This is a genomic window from Plesiomonas sp. ZOR0011 (assembly GCF_000800945.1).
GTDB lineage: Bacteria > Pseudomonadota > Gammaproteobacteria > Enterobacterales > CAMTGL01 > Plesiomonas > Plesiomonas shigelloides.
In genome coordinates, this window is sequence record NZ_JRKB01000033.1 from 1 (window position 1) to 21172 (window position 21172).

Annotated in this window: 20 protein-coding genes; 10 read left to right on the plus strand and 10 right to left on the minus strand. The window is 52.8% G+C overall.

Annotated features, from left to right (window positions below):
• Positions 1 to 199, plus strand: a 199-nt coding sequence (locus L975_RS18420; RefSeq protein WP_218185565.1) for a hypothetical protein, incomplete at its 5' end; no start/stop codon positions are given.
• 34 nt (positions 200 to 233) lie between these two features.
• On the opposite strand, the gene L975_RS05430 is transcribed toward L975_RS18420, so the two are convergent.
• From L975_RS05430 to L975_RS05445, 4 genes are all read right to left on the minus strand, one after another.
• Positions 234 to 1169 (minus strand): ABC transporter permease, encoded by a 936-nt coding sequence (locus L975_RS05430; protein ID WP_039046177.1) that lies wholly within the window; start codon positions 1167 to 1169, stop codon positions 234 to 236.
• A 2-nt stretch (positions 1170 to 1171) separates the two neighbouring features.
• On the minus strand, positions 1172 to 2146 hold the full coding sequence (locus L975_RS05435; protein WP_010861956.1) for an ABC transporter permease: 975 nt from the start codon (positions 2144 to 2146) through the stop codon (positions 1172 to 1174).
• Positions 2147 to 2254: 108 nt separating this feature from the next.
• Positions 2255 to 3811 (minus strand): ABC transporter substrate-binding protein, encoded by a 1557-nt coding sequence (locus L975_RS05440; RefSeq protein WP_039046178.1) that lies wholly within the window; start codon positions 3809 to 3811, stop codon positions 2255 to 2257.
• Between the two features lie 35 nt (positions 3812 to 3846).
• The gene (locus L975_RS05445; protein WP_039046179.1) at positions 3847 to 5571 is read right to left on the minus strand and encodes an ABC transporter ATP-binding protein; all 1725 of its coding nucleotides are present in this window, start codon (positions 5569 to 5571) and stop codon (positions 3847 to 3849) included.
• Positions 5572 to 6289: 718 nt separating this feature from the next.
• On the opposite strand from L975_RS05445, the gene L975_RS05450 reads away from it, so the two are divergent.
• The 3 genes from L975_RS05450 to L975_RS05460 all read left to right on the plus strand — a co-directional run bounded on the left by L975_RS05450 (position 6290) and on the right by L975_RS05460 (position 8750).
• A complete protein-coding gene (locus tag L975_RS05450; protein WP_052181295.1) occupies positions 6290 to 6637 on the plus strand; it encodes a PepSY domain-containing protein in 348 nt (115 codons plus the stop codon).
• A 129-nt stretch (positions 6638 to 6766) separates the two neighbouring features.
• A complete protein-coding gene (locus tag L975_RS05455; RefSeq protein ID WP_047707624.1) occupies positions 6767 to 7426 on the plus strand; it encodes a response regulator transcription factor in 660 nt (219 codons plus the stop codon).
• Positions 7416 to 8750: an ATP-binding protein gene (locus L975_RS05460; protein ID WP_047707625.1), complete on the plus strand. Its 1335-nt coding sequence runs from the start codon at positions 7416 to 7418 to the stop codon at positions 8748 to 8750. The genes L975_RS05455 and L975_RS05460 overlap by 11 nt, the downstream gene beginning before the upstream one ends.
• 83 nt (positions 8751 to 8833) lie before the next feature.
• Here the strand turns inward: L975_RS05460 and L975_RS05465 are convergent, their stop codons facing one another.
• Positions 8834 to 10204, minus strand: a complete 1371-nt coding sequence (locus tag L975_RS05465) for an MATE family efflux transporter (protein WP_218185566.1) — start codon at positions 10202 to 10204, stop codon at positions 8834 to 8836.
• A 297-nt stretch (positions 10205 to 10501) separates the two neighbouring features.
• Between L975_RS05465 and rimJ the strand changes: the two genes are divergently transcribed.
• Positions 10502 to 11089 carry a ribosomal protein S5-alanine N-acetyltransferase gene (gene rimJ / locus L975_RS05470; RefSeq protein WP_047707626.1) on the plus strand — a complete coding sequence of 196 codons (588 nt, stop codon included), beginning with the start codon at positions 10502 to 10504 and terminating at the stop codon, positions 11087 to 11089.
• 47 nt (positions 11090 to 11136) lie between these two features.
• Positions 11137 to 11814 carry a YceH family protein gene (locus tag L975_RS05475; protein WP_047707628.1) on the plus strand — a complete coding sequence of 226 codons (678 nt, stop codon included), beginning with the start codon at positions 11137 to 11139 and terminating at the stop codon, positions 11812 to 11814.
• Between the two features lie 108 nt (positions 11815 to 11922).
• Here L975_RS05475 and argS read toward each other — a convergent pair whose 3' ends face one another.
• On the minus strand, positions 11923 to 13656 hold the full coding sequence (argS, locus tag L975_RS05480) for an arginine--tRNA ligase (RefSeq protein WP_010861947.1): 1734 nt from the start codon (positions 13654 to 13656) through the stop codon (positions 11923 to 11925).
• 200 nt (positions 13657 to 13856) lie between these two features.
• Here argS and L975_RS05485 point away from each other — a divergent pair, with 200 nt between their 5' ends.
• The 3 genes from L975_RS05485 (at position 13857) to L975_RS05495 (ending at position 16022) form a co-directional block, all read left to right on the plus strand.
• Positions 13857 to 14462: a VOC family protein gene (locus L975_RS05485; RefSeq protein ID WP_047707631.1), complete on the plus strand. Its 606-nt coding sequence runs from the start codon at positions 13857 to 13859 to the stop codon at positions 14460 to 14462.
• A gap of 106 nt (positions 14463 to 14568) precedes the next feature.
• Entirely contained in the window at positions 14569 to 15069 is a 501-nt protein-coding gene (locus L975_RS05490) for a glycine zipper 2TM domain-containing protein (RefSeq protein WP_036768519.1), read from the plus strand.
• Positions 15070 to 15560: 491 nt separating this feature from the next.
• Positions 15561 to 16022, plus strand: a complete 462-nt coding sequence (locus L975_RS05495; protein WP_010861944.1) for a glycine zipper 2TM domain-containing protein — start codon at positions 15561 to 15563, stop codon at positions 16020 to 16022.
• Positions 16023 to 16201: 179 nt separating this feature from the next.
• On the opposite strand, the gene L975_RS05500 is transcribed toward L975_RS05495, so the two are convergent.
• On the minus strand, positions 16202 to 17368 hold the full coding sequence (locus L975_RS05500) for a MalY/PatB family protein (protein ID WP_047707632.1): 1167 nt from the start codon (positions 17366 to 17368) through the stop codon (positions 16202 to 16204).
• Between the two features lie 337 nt (positions 17369 to 17705).
• On the opposite strand from L975_RS05500, the gene cutC reads away from it, so the two are divergent.
• Positions 17706 to 18464 carry a copper homeostasis protein CutC gene (gene cutC / locus L975_RS05505; RefSeq protein ID WP_047707633.1) on the plus strand — a complete coding sequence of 253 codons (759 nt, stop codon included), beginning with the start codon at positions 17706 to 17708 and terminating at the stop codon, positions 18462 to 18464.
• Here cutC and L975_RS05510 read toward each other — a convergent pair.
• The 3 genes from L975_RS05510 to cmoA all read right to left on the minus strand — a co-directional run bounded on the left by L975_RS05510 (position 18412) and on the right by cmoA (position 21111).
• Positions 18412 to 19326 (minus strand): LysR family transcriptional regulator, encoded by a 915-nt coding sequence (locus tag L975_RS05510; protein WP_036768517.1) that lies wholly within the window; start codon positions 19324 to 19326, stop codon positions 18412 to 18414. The genes cutC and L975_RS05510 overlap by 53 nt on opposite strands.
• 72 nt (positions 19327 to 19398) lie before the next feature.
• Complete coding sequence (gene cmoB / locus L975_RS05515; protein WP_047707635.1) at positions 19399 to 20370, minus strand: tRNA 5-methoxyuridine(34)/uridine 5-oxyacetic acid(34) synthase CmoB; 972 nt, start codon at positions 20368 to 20370, stop codon at positions 19399 to 19401.
• On the minus strand, positions 20371 to 21111 hold the full coding sequence (gene cmoA, locus L975_RS05520; RefSeq protein ID WP_039046187.1) for a carboxy-S-adenosyl-L-methionine synthase CmoA: 741 nt from the start codon (positions 21109 to 21111) through the stop codon (positions 20371 to 20373).
• Positions 21112 to 21172 lie beyond the last annotated feature (61 nt).

Consider the following 21172-nt stretch of genomic DNA (forward strand, 5'->3'; position numbering starts at 1 on the left):
GGTTGAAGGCACCGGTCTTGAAAACCGGCGACGCGAAAGCGTTCTAGAGTTCGAATCTCTACTCTTCCGCCAAATTCAAATAAACCCGCGCATGTCGCGGGTTTGTTGTTTTCAGCGTTTGGCAAAATGTCATTGCTTCGTTAAGCCTGCTGAATCCAAAAGAAAAACAGCGCCTATTGGCGCTGTTTTTTGTCTGTAGTTTATCCCTCAAATCTTACTGAAGCTTTATGTTGTTAGCCCTTGTAGATTTTCGGGTTGAACACATCGCGCAGCCAGTCACCCAGCAAGTTAATCACCAGCACCAGCAGTACCAAGCACACGCCGGGGAAGGCGGTGATCCACCACGAGCCCGAGAAGATGTAGTTAAAGCCAACGCTGATCAGCGAGCCCAGCGACGGTTGGTCAACCGGCATCCCTAAGCCCAAGAACGACAGCGCCGCTTCACTCATGATGGCGTTTGCCACCTGCACAGTGGAGATCACCAGAATCGGCGACAAGCAGTTTGGCAGAATATGGCGGAACATGATGCGCGGGGCGCGAAAGCCCATTACCTTGGCCGCTTCCACGTACTCTTTTTTCTTCTCCGCCAACACCGAGGCGCGCACCGTACGGGCATATTGCGGCCATTCGGCCACTCCGATAATCACCACCAGCATCACAATGGCGTATTTAGAGAAAAACTCGGAGCCAAAGGTCGCCTGAAAGATTGCCGAGATGATGATGGCCACCATCATGGTGGAGAACGACAACTGCACATCGGCAAAACGCATCAGTAAGTTGTCGATTCGGCCACCGGAGTAACCCGCGGTCAGCCCGATCACCACGCCCAGTAGCATCTGCAGGGCTACGGCAAAAATGCCGATCGCCAGTGAGATGCGTGAGCCGTACAAAATGGTGCTCCAGATGTCACGGCCTTGGTTGTCCGTGCCGAGCCAAAAACGCGGATCGCCACCGTCGAGCCATGATGGCGGCATTTCGGCATCCATCAGGTCAAAACTGGTTGGGTCATACACGTTGTGCGGTGCAATCCAAGGTGCCAGCATCGCCGCCAGCACATACACCAGAAAGACCACGAAACAGAATATCGCCACTTTATCGCGCAGGAAGTAGTACACGATGTCGGAGTTTTTAAAGCGCGCCCAGCGGCTGGTGGTTACGGCCTGAGTCATACTTACCCCTTGGCGGTCAGGTTAACAGTTGGGTTGATGAAGCCGTATAGCAGGTCGACCAGCGTGTTGGTCACCACAAACAGCAGTCCGACAAAAATCACGTAGGCAGTAATCAACGGGGTATCCACGCGGTGTATAGCTTCCAAAAACAGGAAACCGGTTCCCGGCCACTGGAAAACACTTTCGGTCAAAATGGTGTAGGCCACCATGGTACCAATCTGCACACCGCCCACGGTGATCACCGGCAGCATGGTGTTTTTCAGCGCGTGGCGGTAATACACCTGATGATCATTAAGCCCTTTGGCGCGGGCGAATTTGACGTATTCCGATGACAGCTGCTCCAGCATCTCAGAGCGCACCAAGCGGATAAACAGCGGCAGCATGATGGAGGAGAGGGCAATGCTTGGCAGGATCAGGTGTTTAATCCCATCCCACGTAAAGAAGCCCGAATCCCAGCCCAGTACATTGGCGGTTTCCCCGCGGCCATAAGCCGGTAGCCAGCCAAGTTGAATCGAGAACACATACATCAGCATGATGGCGGTCAGGAATACCGGAATGGAGATGCCGATACTACTGGTGGCCATGATGAATTTGGTCAGCATGCTGCGCGGGCGGATCGCCGAGTACACACCAAGTGGGATGGAGACAAAAATAATCAGCAACGTAGCGCCGAAAACCAGCTCCAAGGTGGCGACCAGCTTATCCAGAATCACTTCCAGAGCGGGGCGCTTAAAGAAATAGGAGGTGCCCAGATCGCCATGAATGGCGCCTTGCAGAAAACGGGTGTATTTCACCAAAAAAGGATCATTCAGCCCCATCTGATCGCGCAGGATCTGGCGCTGCGCCTCGGACACTGATTGGCCCACCATTTCACGCAGTGGATCGCCGAGATTGTCTTGGATGGCAAAAGCCACCAGACTGATCACGAACATCACGATCACCGCCTGATAAAAACGTTTGAGCAGAAATGTAAACATACGCGTCCCTTTATATGGCCTGCTTTATCGATGCAGGCTTTTACAGCGAGCGGAGACCTTGCGGCCTCCGCCGTTTCCCTGATGGTCACAGACCCATGCGGGCGGACCTTATTGCTTGATCACCAGATCGCCAAAGTACGGGAAGTTCATCACGTTCATGACAGGCTTGATGTCAGCATTTTTCTTCGCGCCATAGGCCAGATTTTCCCAGTGCAATGGCACAAACGGGGCATCATCGGCCAAAATGGCTTCTACTTTCTGCAGCATGGCTGCGCGCTTGGCCGGATCGGTTTCGTTATTGGCGTCGACCACCAGTTTGTCCGCTTCGGCATTGGCGTAACCGGAGCAGTTGTACTGGCCCATGCCGGTTTTGGCATCTTTGGTGAAGGTCAGGAATTCGAAGAAGTTGGCGCTATCTTCGGTATCTGAGTGCCAGCCAATCATCTGCATATCTGCCGCGCACTTGTCGAACTCCGGCCAGTACTGGGCTACCGGCATGGTCTTCAGATCCACTTTGATGTTGATCTTCGACAGCATGGCGGAGATAGCTTGCGCGATTTTCACGTCGTTCACGTAACGTGCCGATGGGGCGATAAAGGTGACTTTAAAGCCATTTTCATAGCCGGCTTCTTTCATCAGTGCCTTGGCTTTTTCCAGATCGTAACGTGGCGTCAGTGCTTCGTTATGACCGGCATAGCCTTTCGGGCTCAGCTGACCGGCTGGGGTACCGAAGCCTTTGTTGATCTTCTGAACAATCGCTTCTTGGTTGATGGCGTATTCAATCGCTTGACGCACACGCTTGTCTTTCAGCGCTGGGTTGGTGTTTTGGTTCAGCTCGACCACAATGGCGCGGGTACCCGGCAGGGTCACCAGTTGGGTATTTTGACCTTTCTCCACACGCTCCAGATCGTTTGGCGCAACTGGATAGATCACGTCCACATCGCCACCCAGCAGGGCTGCTACACGGGTGGCATCTTCTTTGATAGGCACCAGAGTCAGGTTGTCGACGTTACCCTTGGAGGTTTTATCCCAGTAATTTGGGTTACGGGCATACTCCAGCTTCACACCTTGCTCACGGAATTTCACGGTAAAAGGACCGGTACCAGAAACGTTGGTGGAGGCAAATGACGCGCCGTTTTTGATGATCTCATCTTTTGGCTTACCGTTAGAGGCGGTGCCGCTGTAGAACTTAGAGTCCATCGGGAAGATGTAGGTCGCGGTTTGCAGCACCAGCGGATAAGGCTTGCTGGTGATCAGATCCACGGTGTAATCATCCACCTTCTTGGCTTCGGCGATCGGGTCGAAAATTGCTTTGTAGTCAGGGGAGTTTTTCAGACGGTTAACTGTCCACACCACATCATCGGCGGTAAAGTCGTTACCGGAGTGGAATTTCACCCCTTTGCGCAGGTGGAAGCGCATGGTTTTATCGTCGATACGCTCATATTTTTCGGCCAGACGCGGGTCGAATTGCAGCTCCTGATTCCAGCGGATCAGCGGATCGAACACCAGATGCGACATTTCCAATGTCTGATTCGACAGCTGCTCTTGCGGGTCCAGTGAGGTTGGATCGGAGGCTACGGCCACCTTGATGTCAGCGGCGGCAACGTTAAAGGCCATTCCGGCTGCCAGCAGCGCCAGCGCAATTTTGGATAATCCTTTTTTCATCTTGTTCTCCATGCTTTTGTGTGTCTCTTGCGGTTTCAGCTTGCGATATCCAGTCCCTCACGGGACATTCCCTTGAACTCCGGCATCAGCGAGATCAGCTTGCGGCTGTACTCATGCTCGGCATTGGTAAACAGTTTTTCGGTTTCCGCCACTTCGACCAGATGACCGTGGCGCATCACGCCGATGCGGTCGCACATTTGGCGGATCACCGGCAGGTCATGGCTGATGAACAACATGGTCAGCCCCAACTCTTGTTGTAAATCTTTCAGCAGGTTCAGGATTTGCGCCTGTACTGACACATCCAGCGCCGAGGTCGGCTCATCACAGATCAGAAAACGTGGACGGGTAGCCAAGGCGCGGGCAATCGAGATCCGCTGGCGTTGACCGCCAGAAAACTCATGCGGGTATTTCACTCCGGCATTGCGGCCTAAGCCCACGTGATCGAGCAAATCCCCCACAATCTGCTCAATTTGGCGCTCAGAGCTGGCCAAACGGTGAAAGCGAATTGGCTCGGCGATGATGTCACGCACCTTCATGCGAGGGTTCATCGAAGAGTAGGGGTTTTGGAACACCATCTGCATCTGGCGGCGCAATGGGCGGCGTTGTTGCTCATTTTTCAGCGCGGTCAGATCAATGCCTTCAAAGACGATGCGGCCATTATCAGGCGGATATAATCCGGTCACCGCGCGGGCGATAGTGGATTTACCTGACCCGGATTCGCCCACCAGACCAAACGTTTCCCCTTCGAAAATCTCGAAGCTGATATCACTACAGGCCTGTACATATTCACGCCGCGATGGGAAAAACGAATCTTTGGTGACGAATTTCAGATTCACGTGCTCAACGCGCAGCAGGGCGCCTTCATAAGCGCGCTGATCTTGGCTTTGGCCAAGCCAGTGGGTTTTCAGATCAATGTGCGTGTCTGGCGTACCGGCATCTTCGATATACGAAACCAGTGGGAAGCGTACCAGTTTGACGTCAGAGCGCGGCACCGCCGAAATCAGGCTACGTGTATACGGGTGTGATGGCGTGCCCAGCACTTGGGTAGTCGTGCCGAATTCCACCAGATCGCCGCGGTACATTACCGCCACTTTATCGGTGATATTGGCCACCACGCCCATGTCGTGGGTTACCAGCATACAGCCGACTTGCCGCTCTTTGCACAAGCGGCGGATCAGTTGCAGAATTTGATCCTGAATCGACACATCCAGCGCCGTGGTTGGCTCATCGGCAATAATCAGCTCTGGATCGCCGGACAGCGCGATTGCAATCACCACCCGCTGGCGCATCCCGCCGGAGAATTGGTGTGGATACTGCTTGATACGCAGCTCTGGCTGCGGAATACCCACCGCTTGCATCAGCTCCAGTGCTTTGGCCAGCGCTTGCTGATGATTGAGCGAGGTATTAGCTAATATGGTTTCCACCAGTTGCTGCTCTACCGTGAACAGCGGATTGAGCGATGTCATCGGGTCTTGAAAGATAAAACCGATGTGCGAGCCGCGGATCGCCTGCATCTCTTTTTGCGTTTTGCCAGAAATCAGCTCGCCGTTCAGGTAGATATCCCCCCGAGCAATGTGGCCGGGTGGGCTGAGCAAATCGATAACAGCGTTACCAATGGTGGATTTACCGGCGCCGGATTCTCCGACTACGCCGACGATTTCCCCTTTTTCAATGGAGAATGAGAGATCCTTAACAGCGGCGTGTACCCCGTAGCGGGACGGGTACTCGATCCGCAGGTTCTTTACTTCGAGCAAGGACATGGTTACCTCTGCGGGGGACATCCGTCCCTGACAAATTCATCCGTAAACTGACCACAGATGCCGGTTATTAGCAGGCTTTAACAGGCTCACTTCCTGTGAAAGACAAACCAGCGATCCGCGCGGGTTTTTTGCATTTTTTTGGAATAACCCGCCTGTAACGTAAACTGTTTGCCGTAGGCTGTAAATGATGCTCCGATACAATTCATCAACAGTTAGTGTGATTTAACTCACTTCACCTAGTCGAAAATGTGATTCACAGCAGCATGAATAGTTAAAAACACCAATAAAATTCTGTTTACCAAAGATGTGATTCAACATTTAATCAACAAGCAGCAGCTCGCGTTTTTTTACTGCTAGAGGAATTTGTTGCACTAACAGTGAATTTTTATGCATACCAGATCTTCGGTAGCACAATCCTCGATAGAACAAATAATCAACAGAAAAATACGGGGAAGATGAAAGCAGAGGGCAAGCTGAACAAAAGATGAATAGTTCCCTCATTTCCGATTAAGTCGTAAAGGGGTTTACTCTGATAATCCGAACAGGCTCGCGGTATTGTTTTGCGTAGTAAATTGCGCTGTGTGGGCTTTTTTGCGGTCAATCAACGGCAGTGTCAGTGACTCTGATACACTGCCGACAGTCCAACACTCTAGCTACGTAGACAGGTTGTGTTATGAACAGGATTGGGCGGTGGTGTGCCGTCACTTTGACAGTGCTAATGATGACGGGGTTTGTGGCCAGCCAAACCGGTGCCGATCCGCTCCCCGAGTTAGAGCTGGATGATGACGTGCAGGATACGGCGCTGGCGGCAACCCAAGCCGGACTGATTCAGCCATATAGCCTGTTATTACAGCAGGTTGAGCGAGATCTGAATGGCCGGATCATCGAAGTGGAGTTGGATGAAGATGACGGCGTTTGGGAGTACGAGCTAAAACTGCTGGGCGCGACCAACAACGTCATCAAGGTCAAATACAACGCCACCACGCTGAAAATTCTCAAAATTAAAGGCCATGATCTGGATAGCGTACTACGTCATGGCGTGGATTTGAGTCAACTGGACGATTAGCAATATCCGAGTTGCAGAGTATTGTTGCTTATGGCACTCAGTGGCTAATACCACAATCAAACACTCAGTTAAAAACCGTTCAGAATCAGTAAAATAACAATAAATGCACCAGAGCCAACGGACAGCCAGATGAAAGCCCTAATTGTTGAAGATGACACCTTACTGGCGCGCCAGATAGAAACGGCGCTAGAGCAGCAACAGTGGATTTGCGACATTGCCCGCGATGGCATTGACGCCTTATACCGCGCCACCAGTGAAAACTGGGATGTGATTGTACTGGATTTGGGTCTGCCTAAGCTCGATGGGCTGACAGTGCTGCGCAGTTTGCGCCAAGAGGGTAATACCACGCCGGTGATTATTCTCAGTGCCCGTGGCGAGTTGCATCAGCGCATTGAAGGGCTCAATGCGGGGGCGGATGATTACCTGACCAAGCCGTTCGAGATGGTTGAATTATTGGCTCGGCTGTCGGTGCAATTGCGCCGCTCTTCTGGGCAAGCTGCGCCACAATTGCAGGCGGGCGATTTAACGCTGGATTTGAGCGCCGCGCGGGTGTTCTGGCAAGGTCAGCCGATTGAGCTGACATCGCTTGAGTACAAAGTACTCGTGTATCTGATGCAAAACAAAGGTCGGGTGATTTCGCGCACCGAGCTGGTGGAAAGTATCTATCGGCAGGATTTTGATCGCGACTCCAACACGGTAGAAGTGTTTATTGGTCGTATCCGGCGTAAAACTGACAGCCGAATTATTCAAACCGTGCGCGGCTTAGGATATCGGATCAATGCAGATTGATCGCTTTAGCCTGCGTCAGCGGGTACTCGGTGCGACCATGGGCTGGCTGCTACTGGTGTTAGTCAGTGCGGGCATGGTGGTGCCGGAGATTTTGCGCCACTATTTGCAGCAAGAAGCCAGTCAGTCGATGCGATTGTATCTGGATGAGCTCAGTGCGCGGCTGGAAGTGAACAGCCAAGGCGTGCCGGAAGTTAGCGGTTTACTGAGCGACCCGCGTTTTCGTCAGCCTTACAGCGGGTTGTACTGGCAAGTCACATCTCCGGCTGGGGTGCTGCGTTCGCGCTCGTTGTGGGATAGCGGCATGCAGGAAAGCGAAGGGCAGTGGACCGGTCCCAAAGCGCAGCCTCTGCTACGTGTCAGCCGAGAGTTGACCTTACCAGATTACCCGCATCCCTTAACGTTGGTGATCGCCCAAAGCGAAGTGCCGTTACACCAAACTTTGGCGCGGTTAACGCATCTGTTTTGGGGCATTTTAGCCGTTACCGGGATGGGGATCTTGGCCATTATCGGCGTGTTGATTGGTTGGTCGCTCAAACCGTTACGTCGCGTGCAACAGCAACTGATGCAAGTGCGGCAAGGTCATCAAACCCAGTTAGAAGGTGCGTTACCCAAAGAGTTAGCCCCATTAGCGGCGGATCTGAATGCGCTGCTGTTTCACTATGGCGAGCTGCTAAATCGCGCCCGTCATCATACCGGTAATCTAGCCCATGCATTGAAAACGCCGCTGGCGGTGCTGAATAACCAGATAGCGCTGCTGCCACCTGTGGAACAAGCGCAGTTACAAGCTCCTCTTAAACAGCTGCGTGAGCAGATTGAGAGTCATTTGGCGCGTGCACGCATTGCAGGGGCTAGCAATATTTTGGCGGTGCGCTGTCAGCCGGCACTGCGCGTCGATCGCATTGCACTGGCGATGTCGAAAGTGTATGCAGCCCGTGACGTTGAGCTGATTAACGAGCTCGACAGTGAATTGCAGCTGGCGGTATCGGAAGATGATTTTGATGAGATGGCCGGAAACTTGATTGAAAATGGGTTCAAGTGGGCCACCTCGCTGATCCGGGTTCATCTGCAAGTGTCCAACGATACCAGCGCAGAGAGCGCCATGCTGACGCTGCTGATTGACGATGATGGCTGCGGCATTGCCGATGCGGATCGGGAGCGGGTATTGCAGCGTGGCGTGCGTTTGGATGAAACCACCCCGGGGAGCGGATTAGGGCTGAATATCGCTTATGAGATGGCGCTATCGTATCGCGGTGATTTGCGTTTGCAGCCTTCCCCATTGGGCGGTTTACGGGCTGAGTTAACGTTGCCTGCAGTGAGGCGATAATGAGGCGATAAGTTCGTGAATCAGTTCGGCAGTAAGAGCGGTAATCAGAGCCTATCGCGATAGGGATAGGCTCGCGGTTCAGATTATTCCAACATGCCACGCGCCGGATGGCGGTTTTCATTTTTCATCTGCCACAGCATCCAGATACACAATAAGGTGCTGCATGCCGGCAAGGCCATCCAGACGCCATTTACGCCCCACCAACGCGCAAAGACAAACAGGAAACCGCCAATCAGCAGGAGTTTACCGCCAGTTAGGGTAGAGGCTATTACCGGTTTATTGACCGATTGGAAATAGGTCGCGCCCACCAGCAGCAAACCTTCCATCGGTAGCCCCCAGAAATAGCGATAAATCCCGTTAACGGCTTCTTTGGTCAGCCCCGGATTGTCACCGGCAAACATGAAGGCCACATACTGCGGAAACAGATACAGCGCGATCATGCCGCTAATACCTAGCCCTGCCGTAATGCCAAGCCCTAAATTACGAATTTTACGCACCCGCTCTTCAAGACCGGCTCCCGCGTTAAAGCTGGTGATCGGCTGAATGCCCAAGGCAATCCCTTCAAAAATCAGATAGAAAAACGCCTCGGCATAGCTGACGATTCCGTAAGCGGCCACATGCAGCGCACTTCCCACACTCATAAAGGCTTTGTTGTGAAAGGCCAATACTACCGACAGATAGAGATACATCAGCAAGCTCGAGGTACCCAATCGCAATATTTGCAGCAGTAGCGTCAACTTTGGCCGTAGCGCCGCCCATGTCAGGCGTAACTGACTGCGATGCGAGCAAAAGTGCGACAGGCACAAGCCGCCGGTGACCACTTGCGACAGCATGGTTGCCAAACCTACGCCGGCAAGCCCCATTGGAAATACTGCCAAGAACAGGTAATCCATGATCACGTTCAGGGTGCCGCCCAGCACCATGATGTAGGTGACGCGCTTAGGCTGGCCGTCATTACGCAGTAGCGCGGAAAAACTCATCGACAATAACGCGGCGCTACCCAGCATAAAATACCAGCGCAGATACTCCATACCCGCGCTATAAATCTCGCCCTCGGCACCCAGCCAGCGCAGCATATGTCCGCCATACAGCAAGCCCACCGAGCCGATAATCAGCGCAGCTAAAATCACCAGCAGCAGGGCATTACCGACAATCCCACGGGCGCTTTGCAGATCGCCGCGCCCCATATTCAGGGAAACCAGCGAAGACGCGCCCATGCCAATCATCGCGCCCACGGCGTACAGTACCGAGCCGACTGGATAGGCCAGCATCACCCCAGCCAGCCCTTGCTCACCGAGAAAATGGCCGACAAAAATACCGTCAATGGTGACGTAAATGCCGCTGATCACCATCGCAGTAATGGTCGGAATGGTATAGCGCCAGAACAGGCTCAGCAGCGGCGCAGTGGCCAGTGAGGTATCCTGGATTTCGGTTACGGAACTGTTGGTGGTCATGGGGGAACTCATCGAGATAATCGGCGCAAACAATTGCCTACACCGGCAGAGAATAACAAATTCTCATCATAAGTCGCTAAATAAGCGCGTAAAAAAAACGAATTGGTTCAGAATAAAGCGCTGTGGGCTTGCGGTGACAACAAAAAAGTGATCTGTCAGTAAATTAGGAAAAAAGCCGCAGGTAACACGCTGTGATCCACCAAGGCGCACGGTATGATGTCAACACTGTGATATCTCACAGGAAAACCGATTTATTGTTAAACGGATTCAATATTGACCTGACTCTGGGGTAATCACATGTTTGGCCGTCTTACCGCACCGCAGGTTCGACTGTGCAGCGAGCGACTGATTGTGCGACTGGCACAGGAAAAAGATGCGGCGAAAATTGCCGATTACTACACCCTGAATCGGGTGTATCTCAAGCCGTGGGAGCCAGCCAGGGATGAAAGCCATTTTCGCCCTTCGGGCTGGGAGATGCGCCTGTCATTGATCACGCAGTTGCATCGTCAGGGCAATGCGTTTTGTTTTATTTTGCTCGATCCACAAGAAAGCGAAGTGTTGGGGATTGCCAACTACAGTAACGTGGTGCGCGGCGTATTTCACGCGTGCTATCTGGGGTATTCGCTGGGCGAGCTGCATGTGGGCAAGGGGCTGATGTATGAAGCCTTGCGTCAAACCAATCGCTATATTTTTGAACAGCAACATCTGCACCGGATCATGGCCAACTACATGCCGCATAATCAGCGTAGCGGTAACCTTTTGAAACGGCTTGGATTTGAGCGTGAAGGCTTTGCGCGCGATTATCTACTGATTGACGGTCAATGGCAGGATCATGTGCTGACAGCACTGTGCAATCCACGTTGGCGTGCGCCAGAGCGTGCGTGACATGATTTCGCGACAACAAGCAACACTAGGGAACAAGAGAGGGTAACGTGAAAATCCAACTGACGGTAAAAGAAGCTCGGGTTATCGGCTGCTTGCTGGAAAAGCAAATCACCACCCCAGAGCAGTATCCGCTGTCACTGAACAGCCTGACTACCGCCTGCAACCAAAAAACGAACCGTGAGCCGGTGGTGGAGTGGAGCGAAGCCGATGTGCAGGATACGGTGGATACGTTACTGAAAAAACGCTTACTGCGTGATTTGTCCGGTTTTGGTAATCGGGTCGTGAAGTACGAGCACCGTTTTTGTAATTCAGAGTTCGGTAACCTGAAGCTCTCGGCGCAGGAGTTAGCACTGGTGTGCGTATTGTTGCTGCGCGGCCCGCAAACGGCCGGTGAACTGCGTACCCGTACTGCCCGTTTGGCCGAATTTAGTGATGTGCAGCAAGTCGAAGCGGTGTTAGAAAAGCTGGCGGCACGTGATGATGGCCCGTTTGTGATGCGTCTGGCGCGTGAGCCGGGGAAGCGTGAATGTCGCTATGCGCAGTTGTTTTGTACCGATGACTCCTTAACTGCTGACAGTGCAGAATCCACAGCAACGGTTGATACGTTGGGCGATCTGGTACGCGTGGCTGAGCAAGAGAGCCGTATTCAGGCGCTGGAAGATGAAGTGACCGCCCTGCGCGAACAATTGGCCGCGTTAGACGCGCGCTTACGTGCGCTGGAATAAGCCACTGATTTATATCTGATGTATAAAAAGCGCCGCTAAAAACGCACCAATAAAAAAACCACCCCGCAGGGTGGTTTTTTATTCGTGTTATCCAAACCGATGTTCGACTTACATACGGTCGACAGTTTGGATACCCAGCAGATCCAGACCTTGTTTCAGGGTCTTCGCGGTCAGTAACGACAGCTTCAAACGGCTGTTACGCACATCTTGATCATCGCTGTTCAGGATTGGGCACGCTTCGTAGAAGCTAGAGAACAGACCGGCCAGCTCATACAGGTAAGCACACATCAGGTGTGGTTCACCTTCACGCACAACGCTGTATACCGCTTCTTCGAATTGCATCAGCTTGGTCGCCAGTGCTTTTTCGCGGTCATCGGTCAGCACAATCTTACCGGTCAGCTGTGATTCATCCACACCGGCACGCTTGAAGATAGACGCAACACGGGTATAGGCATACTGCATGTAAGGGGCAGTGTTACCCTCAAAGCTCAGCATGTTTTCCCAGTCGAAGATGTAGTCTGTGGTCCGATTTTTGGACAGGTCAGAATACTTCACGGAGCCCATCGCGACAGCGTTAACTACCGCTGCGCGCTCTTCGTCGCTCAGATCTGGGTTCTTGTCAGCAATCAGCTTCTCAGCACGTTCGGTAGCTTCATCCAGCAGTTCAGCCAGTTTCACGGTACCGCCAGAACGGGTCTTGAACGGACGACCGTCTTTACCCAGCATCATACCGAAAGCGCAGTGCTCCAGCGTCATCTCTTCTGGGATATAACCGGCTTTACGTACGATCGCCCAGGCTTGCATCAGGTGCTGATGCTGACGAGAGTCGATGAAGTACAGAACACGGTTCGCTTTGAAGTTGTCCCAACGGTACTTGGCACAGGCGATATCGGTGGTGGTGTACAGGTAGCCGCCATCGCTCTTTTGCACGATAACGCCCATGGCTTCGCCATCTTTGTTCTTGAACTCGTCAAGATACACGACCTGCGCGCCTTCACTTTCTACAGCCAGACCACGTGCTTTCAGATCGTTAACGATCTCAGGCAGCATTGGGTTGTACAGGCTTTCGCCCATCACGTCTTTGCTCTTCAGGCTGACGTTCAGACGATCGTAGATGCGCTGGTTTTGCTCCATGGTGATGTCAACCAGCTTACGCCACATGCTCAGGCAGTATGGGTCGCCACCTTGCAGTTTTACTACGTAGCCACGAGCGCGAACCGCAAACTCTTCGTCTTCGTCGTAGCATTTTTTCGCTTCGCGGTAGAAGCCTTCAGCATCAGACAGGGCTAAGTCAGCATTCTCGTCGTTCTGGATTTTTTCCAGATAAGCAATCAGCATCCCGAACTGCGTACCCCAGTCACCCAGGTGGTTGGCACGGATAACATTGTTACCCAGAAACTCCAGAGTACGCACCACGGCATCACCAATAACGGTGGAACGAATGTGGTGAACGGCCATCTCTTTGGCCACGTTTGGTGCAGAGTAGTCCACCACAATGGTCTGAGCCGGTAAGGTTGGCGATACGTTCAGCTTGCTGTCAGACAGCGCCGCTTCCGCTTGTTCGGCAACCCACTGCGGATTCAGGAAAATGTTGATAAAGCCGGGACCGGCGATTTCGGTTTTGCTGGCGATAGCACCCAGATCCAGATGCTCAAGCACTTTCTCCGCCAGTTGTCGCGGAGCCATGCCCAATCGCTTAGCAGCAGCCATCACGCCATTTGCCTGATAGTCACCGAACTGCGCTTTTGCAGACTGACGAACCATAGCGTCGCAATCTGCAGGAGCACCCGCTGCGATCAGCGCTTGGCTGACCTTGTCGGAAATAAGAGCCTGAATATTCACCTGATTACCTTTAATCTAATTATTGTGCACAGAGACGAATAGCGATGAAATCATGGCCATTGCCAAGCCTTATGCAGAAAGAATAATGCGTGAAACCGTGCACAGAGATAAATGTACTGAGTATCATACCTGTGCGGCAGATTCATGAAAACCCCACAAGCAGCGCGAACGCGCATGTGATGATGTTTTGAGGATAAAAGATGTCAACCCCCATTGCATGGATTAATGAGTTAACAGATCTTTCTGACAGCCTGACTGATTTTGCGGAGGAGATCACTCTTTTTGCGCAACAGCTTGGCATCTCAGTCGAAGATTATCAGGCAGATCATATTGCTGTGCGTTGTAACAGTGTGGCAACCGCCGATCGCTGGCGTAACGGTTTTTTACGTTTTGCTGATTTGTTGTCAGAAAAACAGATTAATGGCCGACCTATCTGCTTGTTTTCCCTGCATGAACCTTTGCAGATTGGCCCGTGGCAGATTGATTGCATCGAACTGCCGTATCCGAGCAACAAGCACTATGCGCGTGAAGGGTGGGAGCATGTCGAGTTGGTGGTGCCAAGTAGCGCGCAAACTATCCCTGAATTAGAGCAGGCGATACAAGAAGCTCTGCCTTCGCTGATGGCGGTGATGGCCGATCCTGCCGCCCATGGCGTGCGCTATAAAGCTAGCTCGCCGCAAGCCGAAGATGAACAATTGGCTAACCCAACCTTGGCATTTAGCCGTGAGCATCTGACGCTGAAAATCCATCCATTATCGATTCGCGCGGTGATTGAAAACAAAAAAACAAGCTTTGTGACAAATTAGTCATCGCTTTTCTGAGTGCTGCTTGCCACCGTATCCACAGTGAATTTTTTTTATTTTTGCCGGTGTCCACAGTCAGGTACCGGCGCAGTTTACTGAGGTAAAAGGCATGCGCTATTCACGATATTTCTCTTGCTCTGCGGTCGTTATGGGAATGCTGGCCCTGAGTGGTTGTGCCAATACAGATATGTATTCCGGCGATGTGTTCTCCGGTCAAGATGCCAAAATGGTGCAAAACATCAGCTACGGCACCATCATTTCGGTGCGTCCGGTGAAAATTCAGGGCGGTCAACAAGGTCCAGGATTGGGCGCGATTGGTGGCGCGGTGATCGGTGGCTTGCTGGGCAGTGAAATTGGTGGTGGCGTAGGTCGCGATCTGGCGACTACCGCCGGCGCACTGGCTGGTGGCGTAATTGGTAATAACGTGGGTAATCTGGCTAATCAGACTAACGGTCTGGAAATGGTGATCCGCAAAAATGATGGCCAGCAAGTGGTAGTGGTACAGCAAGCTGCGCCGGGCTTTGTGCCGGGGGCGCGTGTACAGCTAGTCGGTAACGGCGGTCAGGCTACCGTTTCGCTGATTGGTTCGTCATACCCGTATGGTGCTTAAGTACTGAGCAAACGCCATACTCTCTTTCTGCCAAGAGCAGTCCGTTATGCGGACTGCTCTTTTTTCGTTTAGCACCCTTAACCGGTTTGATGTTGAGCCGCGGGTGATCTTTCGTCTTGTTTAATGCCCAGTTAAGTTTACCCACTTATGATGTTCCGCTCGTCTTCGCTTGCCTTGTTGATCGAGTCGGTTGGCTGGAGAGGAAAGATGAGAAAAAACAGTACATCGACCCCTTTTCGTCAGTTGGTCACCTATACTGAGCAGGTGACGGTTGCATAGTGTTGTATTGATTCTGCCGAGAGTGTCGGGTTAGGCTTATCCTGTGTTGATTAAATATTCAGCAATAGGTGACACAGGGTTTTGTCGGATGTGCTTTGCTGAAAGTGAAGTCAAAACCGTTACCGGATCAGCCCAATTAGGGGCCACAGGTAAAGAATTTCACTGCAAACTACATCACTGGAAATTACAGTGAGTGATGCTATGGAGGTCGTATGGGTATGCGTTTAGGTGTTTTAGCGCTCATGGTAACTGCGCTGGCCGGTTGTGCGAACACCAGTACATTGTCGGGTGATGTGTACTCCAGCAGTCAAGCGAGAACCGCGCAATCAGTTCAGTTCGGTACCATTGTGTCGGTGCGTCCGGTGCGAATTCAGGCAGAAAGCTCGGGTATCGTCGGTGGTTTGGGGGGGGCTGTTGTCGGTGGCTTGCTGGGTAGCACCATTGGTGGCGGTACAGGCCAAGATATCGCGACTGCCGGTGGTGCGATTGCCGGTGCGGCGGTCGGTAAACGTATCGAAGACAGCATGAATCAGGTCGATGGTGTGGAGATGGAGATTCAGCGTGAAGATGGCAGTCGCATCGTCGTCGTACAGCGCGCCAATCCACGTTTTCAGCCGGGCGTGCGCGTCAGAATGGTGGGCAGCAACAGCAATATGACGGTGTCCCCACTGTAAGCGTATGCGCCTAAAGAATTTAGGTGCTGACTAGCAAACAAATCGCAAAAAGCCGCAGTTCATCACGCTATGGCACTAATACCAATGATGGTGGCTTTGGGATGATGAAACTGCGGCTTTTTACTGCGGGCTATTTTGGCCCGCCGAGTGTAGCTATCTGATTTATAAGCTTTGCTCTGTTATAAACCTTGTACAGCGCTTGCCATGCGATCCAGCGCTTCACGCAGTAATGCGCGGCGACAACCAAAGTTTAACCGCACAAAACGGGCATTACCGAAATCAGCTCCCGGAGACAGGCCGACACCCGCTTGTTCAAAAAAGCGATGTGGGTTTTCTACCGGTAGCGCACTGCAATCAATCCATGCAAGATAAGTCGCTTCAGTATGTGCCAGCTGCAAGCCTGGGATCTGCGCAATCCGACTTTCCACCAGATCACGGTTCGCGCGCAAATAGTCTAGCTGTGCCTGTAACCAGGGTTCGCCTTGGGTATAGGCCGCTTCTGCCGCAACATACGCCAGAATATCAACCCCCGGCACAATGCCGGCGCGAGTGCGGACAAATTCGCGACGTAAACGCTCATTCGGGATAATCGCGATTGACGCACCGAGTCCGGCGATATTAAAGGTCTTCGACGGTGCCATCAGCGTAATGCTACGTTGTTCGGTATCGGCATCTAATGAGGCGATCGGAATATGCGGGTGTGCGTCGAGCAGCAGATCGCAGTGGATTTCATCGCTGCAGATAATCAGATTGTGCTCACGGGCAAACTCGGCTTGTGCCAGCAACTCTTCACGGCGATAAATGGTGCCGCCCGGGTTTTGCGGATTGCACAGCAGCAGCAGTTTTTCATTGCCCTGTAGCTGTGCTTTTGCTGCCGCCAGATCCAGAACCCAACGTCCGTTTTGTAGTGTCACCGGTGCGGCTAACTGCTCAATACCAGCAAAGGCGGAAGACTTGGCAAAAGGCGGATAAATGGGGCTTGGTGCAATGGTGCGATCTCCGGCGTGGGTGTAGGCACGTACCGCCAAATTCAGCCCACACACTAGCCCTGGCAAAAAGACCAACCATTCCGGCTGGATGCGCCAGTTATAGCGCTCTTGCATCCTCGTCACAAAGGCATCAATCAACGTCGGTGACGCGCCATAGCCATAACCAAACACACCATGCGCCACGCGCGCTTGTAGTGCGTCAATGACGGCTGGCGGTGAGCGAAAATCGGTGTCCGCCACCCACATTGGCAAAATATTGCGGTTGGCATATTTGTGCCATTTTTCGCTGTCGCTATTGGCGCGCGCGATCTCTTCATCGAAATTAAACAGTGCTGTATGTTCCTGTGTTGCGTACATCGGGGCTCCTTGCCGGTGACCTGAACAAGACCGGAATACTTAGTAGAAAATCACCATACCAGCAGCCTGTTTAAATCGAAACACTATCGAAATAATATCGAACGAATAAAACCGGCTATCCAATCTCACACTGCGCATAAGTGGTCGCACCGAATACTCGTGCGGTAGAACAGTGAGCGGCATGGGCATCTTTTACCGTTATTTTCTGTAGGGATAGTATGCTGCACCTACGAGAAAATAGCGCGGATGCGCGGCTGATCACGCACTGTCTTTTGTATTACTGCCGCTCGGTGAAAACGCTGGTATTCTCAAGGGATAGAGCAAAGGAGAACGTAAGATGCGACGCCTGTTGGAAATCAGTTGTTATAGCGTGAGCTGCGCCATCAAGGCACAGCAAGGGGGCGCAGATCGCGCCGAGCTGTGTGCCGGTCGTCTGGAAGGCGGCACGACGCCCGCCTACGGTTCGCTGGTGGCGGCCAGAGAGTTGCTGAGTATTCCGGTATTTCCGATTTTGCGTCCACGCGGTGGTGATTTTTGTTACTCGCGCCAAGAGTTTGCCGAAATGAAATCGGATTTGGCGCTGATGCGTGAGCTTGGTTTTCCGGGCGTGGTCACCGGCATGTTGACTGAAGACGGTCAGATTGATTTAGCGCGCATGCAAGAGATCATGGCACTGGCCGGGGACATGTCGGTCACTTTCCACCGCGCGTTCGATATGGGCGCCGATCCGATGCTGATGTTGCAACAGCTTACCGATCTGGGGGTCGATCGCATTCTGACTTCTGGTCAGCGTGATACGGCGGAGCAGGGCTTACCGCTACTGGAAAAACTGCTGGCCGCCACCCAAGGCCCGATCATTTTACCGGGTTCTGGTATTCGCCTGAGCAATATGCAGTTGTTCTTGGACGCTGGCGCGACCGAATTGCACAGCTCAGCATCGCACGCTGTGCCCTCTAACATGCGTTACCGTCAGCCCGGCGTGAGCATGAACCGAGATGGTGGGATGGACGAATACGCGCGCGTTGAGGTTGATGCGGCAGTGGTTACTCAGATGAAGGCGCTGATGCGGGATACAGCGCATGATCCGCTTGCGTAATTAAGCTCGCCAGTGCTCGGGCTCCCGGGCCGGTTTGCTCGCCGCGCGGTAACATCATCTGCGCGGTTAAACGCCGTTCACCACCAAACTGCACCGGTAAGCGGTGCAGTCGTCCAGCAGCCAGATCGTCGGCTACCAGATGATCCGGCAGCCATGCAAAGCCCATCCCTTCGAGTAACAGACTGCGCGCTTCGTAAAAGTGGCTGACACTCCAGCGTTGTCCTGCTTTCAGCCAGCCGATTTCCATGGTCGGTTGCTGGGCATTATCCATAATCACAATCTGCAAATGCCCAACCAGATCTTGCTCGGTCAGTGCGCTGAGTTCTGTCAGCGGATGTTGTGGATGACAATATGGATGCAGTGAAATCCCACACAGCGGGGCACTGAGAAAACCGGTCGGGACATGTGGAGTGATCACCAGATCCCAGCCATCACGGATGGCCTCTTGGGTAGCAGTCAGAATAGTTTCTTTTAGGATCACGCGGCTACCACGACTTTGCGGATAAAACTGCGCAATGGCTTGATATAGCGGTGCGCGCGGATAGATAGCTTCTACCGCAACGCGGATCTCCGCTTCCCAGCCTTGATCCAAATTGGCCGCCAGTTCTTCGAGCGCCAAGATCTGGCCGGTCAGCTGACGGCTACGGTGCAGGATAATGCGTCCGGCATCGGTTAAGAATGCTTTGCGTCCACGCACTTCCAGCAATTGCACGCCGAGCATATCCTGCAGTTTGGTTACCGCATGGTTGAGCGACGATTGGCTTTTATTGAGCTTATCGGCCGCTTGGGCGTAGCCGCCGCAATCCACGACGGCTTGAAACATCCGCCACTGCTCAAGGGTAGTTTTGGGTCTGGCTGACATAACTCTCGTTTTACTCCCTGTTCCCTGATAGCGTCCTTGCCGAGCACTGGCGGCGTGCGTGCTGACACGCGATTAGCGGTTTTGGGCAATAATCACCGCGCGAGTAGGCGCAGGATAGCCTTCAATGGTTTTGCTCGGATCCAGTGGGTCGAGGAAATCGGCTAAGGATTCGGTTACCATCCACTCGGTACGGCGCTGCTCATCCAGTGAGGTGATATCCACATCGACTACGCGCACATCGCTAAAGCCGCATTTCTCCAGCCATTTCACCAGCGCGGCGGCTGACGGAATAAAGTACACATTACGCATTTTGGCGTAACGTTCACCCGGCACCAGAACGGTATTTTCATCACCAGGCACCACCAGCGTTTCTAGGATCAGCTCACCTTCACTGTTCAGCTGTGATTTAAGCTGCAGCAGGTGATCGAGCGGTGAGCGGCGGTGATAAAGCACGCCCATCGAAAACACAGTATCGAACGCTTTGAGCTCTGGCAGCTGCTCAATGCCGAGCGGCAGCAGATTTGCCCGTGGATCATTGCCCAGTAGCTTACGTACCGCTTCAAATTGGCACAAAAACAGCGGAGTAGGATCGATACCCACCACCATCTGCGCGCCTTCACCGACCATTCGCCACATGTGATAGCCACTGCCGCAGCCCACATCCAGCACAGTACGTCCAGCTAATGGGCTGATGTGCGGCAGCACGCGATCCCATTTCCAATCAGAGCGCCACTCGGTATCGATGTGGATCCCGTGCAGATGGTACGGGCCTTTACGCCACGGCATCAGCTCTTTGAGGATATGGGTGATGCGCTTTTGCTCGCCTTCACTGATCCCCTCGGCGGTATTAGCCGCAACGGCGGTTTTCAGGTTCAGATCGGTCACCGCCAGATCAGGCAAAAATTCCACAGATTTTTCCCAGCGAGGGAATGAACCGTGATGGTTTTCTTTGCGCCATGTGGCCAGTTGCGCAGGCAACGTTTCTAACCAATGTGCCAGTGGGCTTGCCGCGAGGCGGGCATAAAATGGGTTAAAGTCGATCATTTACGCCTGCTCCGATTTAATGGCCAGCATCGAACCAAAATTGAAACACTGGAACCACACTTCCGCATGTTCAAAACCGGCTTGTTGCAAGCGAGCTTTGTGCGTTTCTACGCTGTCGGTCAGCATCACGTTTTCCAGCGCACTGCGTTTTTGGCTGATTTCCAGTTCGCTATAGCCATTGGCGCGTTTGAAATCTAAGTGCATGTCAAACAGCAGATCGCCAATAGTCTGATCGGCAAACGAAAACTTCTCAGACAATACCAGCGCGCCGCCCGGACGTAAGCCAGCGTAAATGCGATTCAGCAAGGCTTGACGATCATCTGGCGGCAAAAATTGCAATGTAAAGTTCAGCACCACCATCGAGGCATTTTCAATCTTCACCTGACGAATATCACCTTCAATAATATCGACCGGCGTATCGGAGCGGAACGCGTCAATGTGGCGACGGCAACGCTCTATCATGGCTGCCGAGTTGTCCACCGCAATCAGGCGCACGCCTTCGACATCGATATTACGTCGCATCGACAGCGTCGCCGCGCCGAGGGAACAACCGAGATCAAAGGCCTGCGTATTGGGCTGGATAAAGCGCTTCGCCAACATACCGATTGTGGCAATGATATTGGAGTAGCCCGGTACGGAGCGCTGGATCATATCCGGGAAGACTTCGGCTACCCGTTCATCGAAAGAAAAATCGCCCAGTTGGGCAATTGGAGCTGAGAAAATGGTGTCGCGGTTAGACATGACAAACCTGAATATCAAATTAGGACGGCGTATTTTAGAGGATAGATGCAAAGCTGTCTTG

Excerpts from the sequence above, each read along its gene's own strand:
- L975_RS05460 (WP_047707625.1), top strand. The coding sequence starts at position 7,416 with ATGCAGATTGATCGCTTTAGCCTGCGTCAGCGGGTACTCGGTGCGACC.
- L975_RS05430 (WP_039046177.1), bottom strand. The coding sequence starts at position 1,169 with ATGACTCAGGCCGTAACCACCAGCCGCTGGGCGCGCTTTAAAAACTCC.
- L975_RS05495 (WP_010861944.1), top strand. The coding sequence starts at position 15,561 with ATGGGTATGCGTTTAGGTGTTTTAGCGCTCATGGTAACTGCGCTGGCC.
- L975_RS05435 (WP_010861956.1), bottom strand. The coding sequence starts at position 2,146 with ATGTTTACATTTCTGCTCAAACGTTTTTATCAGGCGGTGATCGTGATG.
- L975_RS05500 (WP_047707632.1), bottom strand. The coding sequence starts at position 17,368 with ATGTACGCAACACAGGAACATACAGCACTGTTTAATTTCGATGAAGAG.
- L975_RS05445 (WP_039046179.1), bottom strand. The coding sequence starts at position 5,571 with ATGTCCTTGCTCGAAGTAAAGAACCTGCGGATCGAGTACCCGTCCCGC.
- L975_RS05485 (WP_047707631.1), top strand. The coding sequence starts at position 13,857 with ATGTCAACCCCCATTGCATGGATTAATGAGTTAACAGATCTTTCTGAC.
- L975_RS05465 (WP_218185566.1), bottom strand. The coding sequence starts at position 10,204 with ATGACCACCAACAGTTCCGTAACCGAAATCCAGGATACCTCACTGGCC.
- L975_RS05455 (WP_047707624.1), top strand. The coding sequence starts at position 6,767 with ATGAAAGCCCTAATTGTTGAAGATGACACCTTACTGGCGCGCCAGATA.
- cmoB (WP_047707635.1), bottom strand. The coding sequence starts at position 20,370 with ATGATCGACTTTAACCCATTTTATGCCCGCCTCGCGGCAAGCCCACTG.
- rimJ (WP_047707626.1), top strand. The coding sequence starts at position 10,502 with ATGTTTGGCCGTCTTACCGCACCGCAGGTTCGACTGTGCAGCGAGCGA.
- L975_RS05440 (WP_039046178.1), bottom strand. The coding sequence starts at position 3,811 with ATGAAAAAAGGATTATCCAAAATTGCGCTGGCGCTGCTGGCAGCCGGA.
- L975_RS05450 (WP_052181295.1), top strand. The coding sequence starts at position 6,290 with ATGATGACGGGGTTTGTGGCCAGCCAAACCGGTGCCGATCCGCTCCCC.
- L975_RS05490 (WP_036768519.1), top strand. The coding sequence starts at position 14,569 with ATGCGCTATTCACGATATTTCTCTTGCTCTGCGGTCGTTATGGGAATG.
- cmoA (WP_039046187.1), bottom strand. The coding sequence starts at position 21,111 with ATGTCTAACCGCGACACCATTTTCTCAGCTCCAATTGCCCAACTGGGC.
- cutC (WP_047707633.1), top strand. The coding sequence starts at position 17,706 with ATGCGACGCCTGTTGGAAATCAGTTGTTATAGCGTGAGCTGCGCCATC.
- L975_RS05510 (WP_036768517.1), bottom strand. The coding sequence starts at position 19,326 with ATGTCAGCCAGACCCAAAACTACCCTTGAGCAGTGGCGGATGTTTCAA.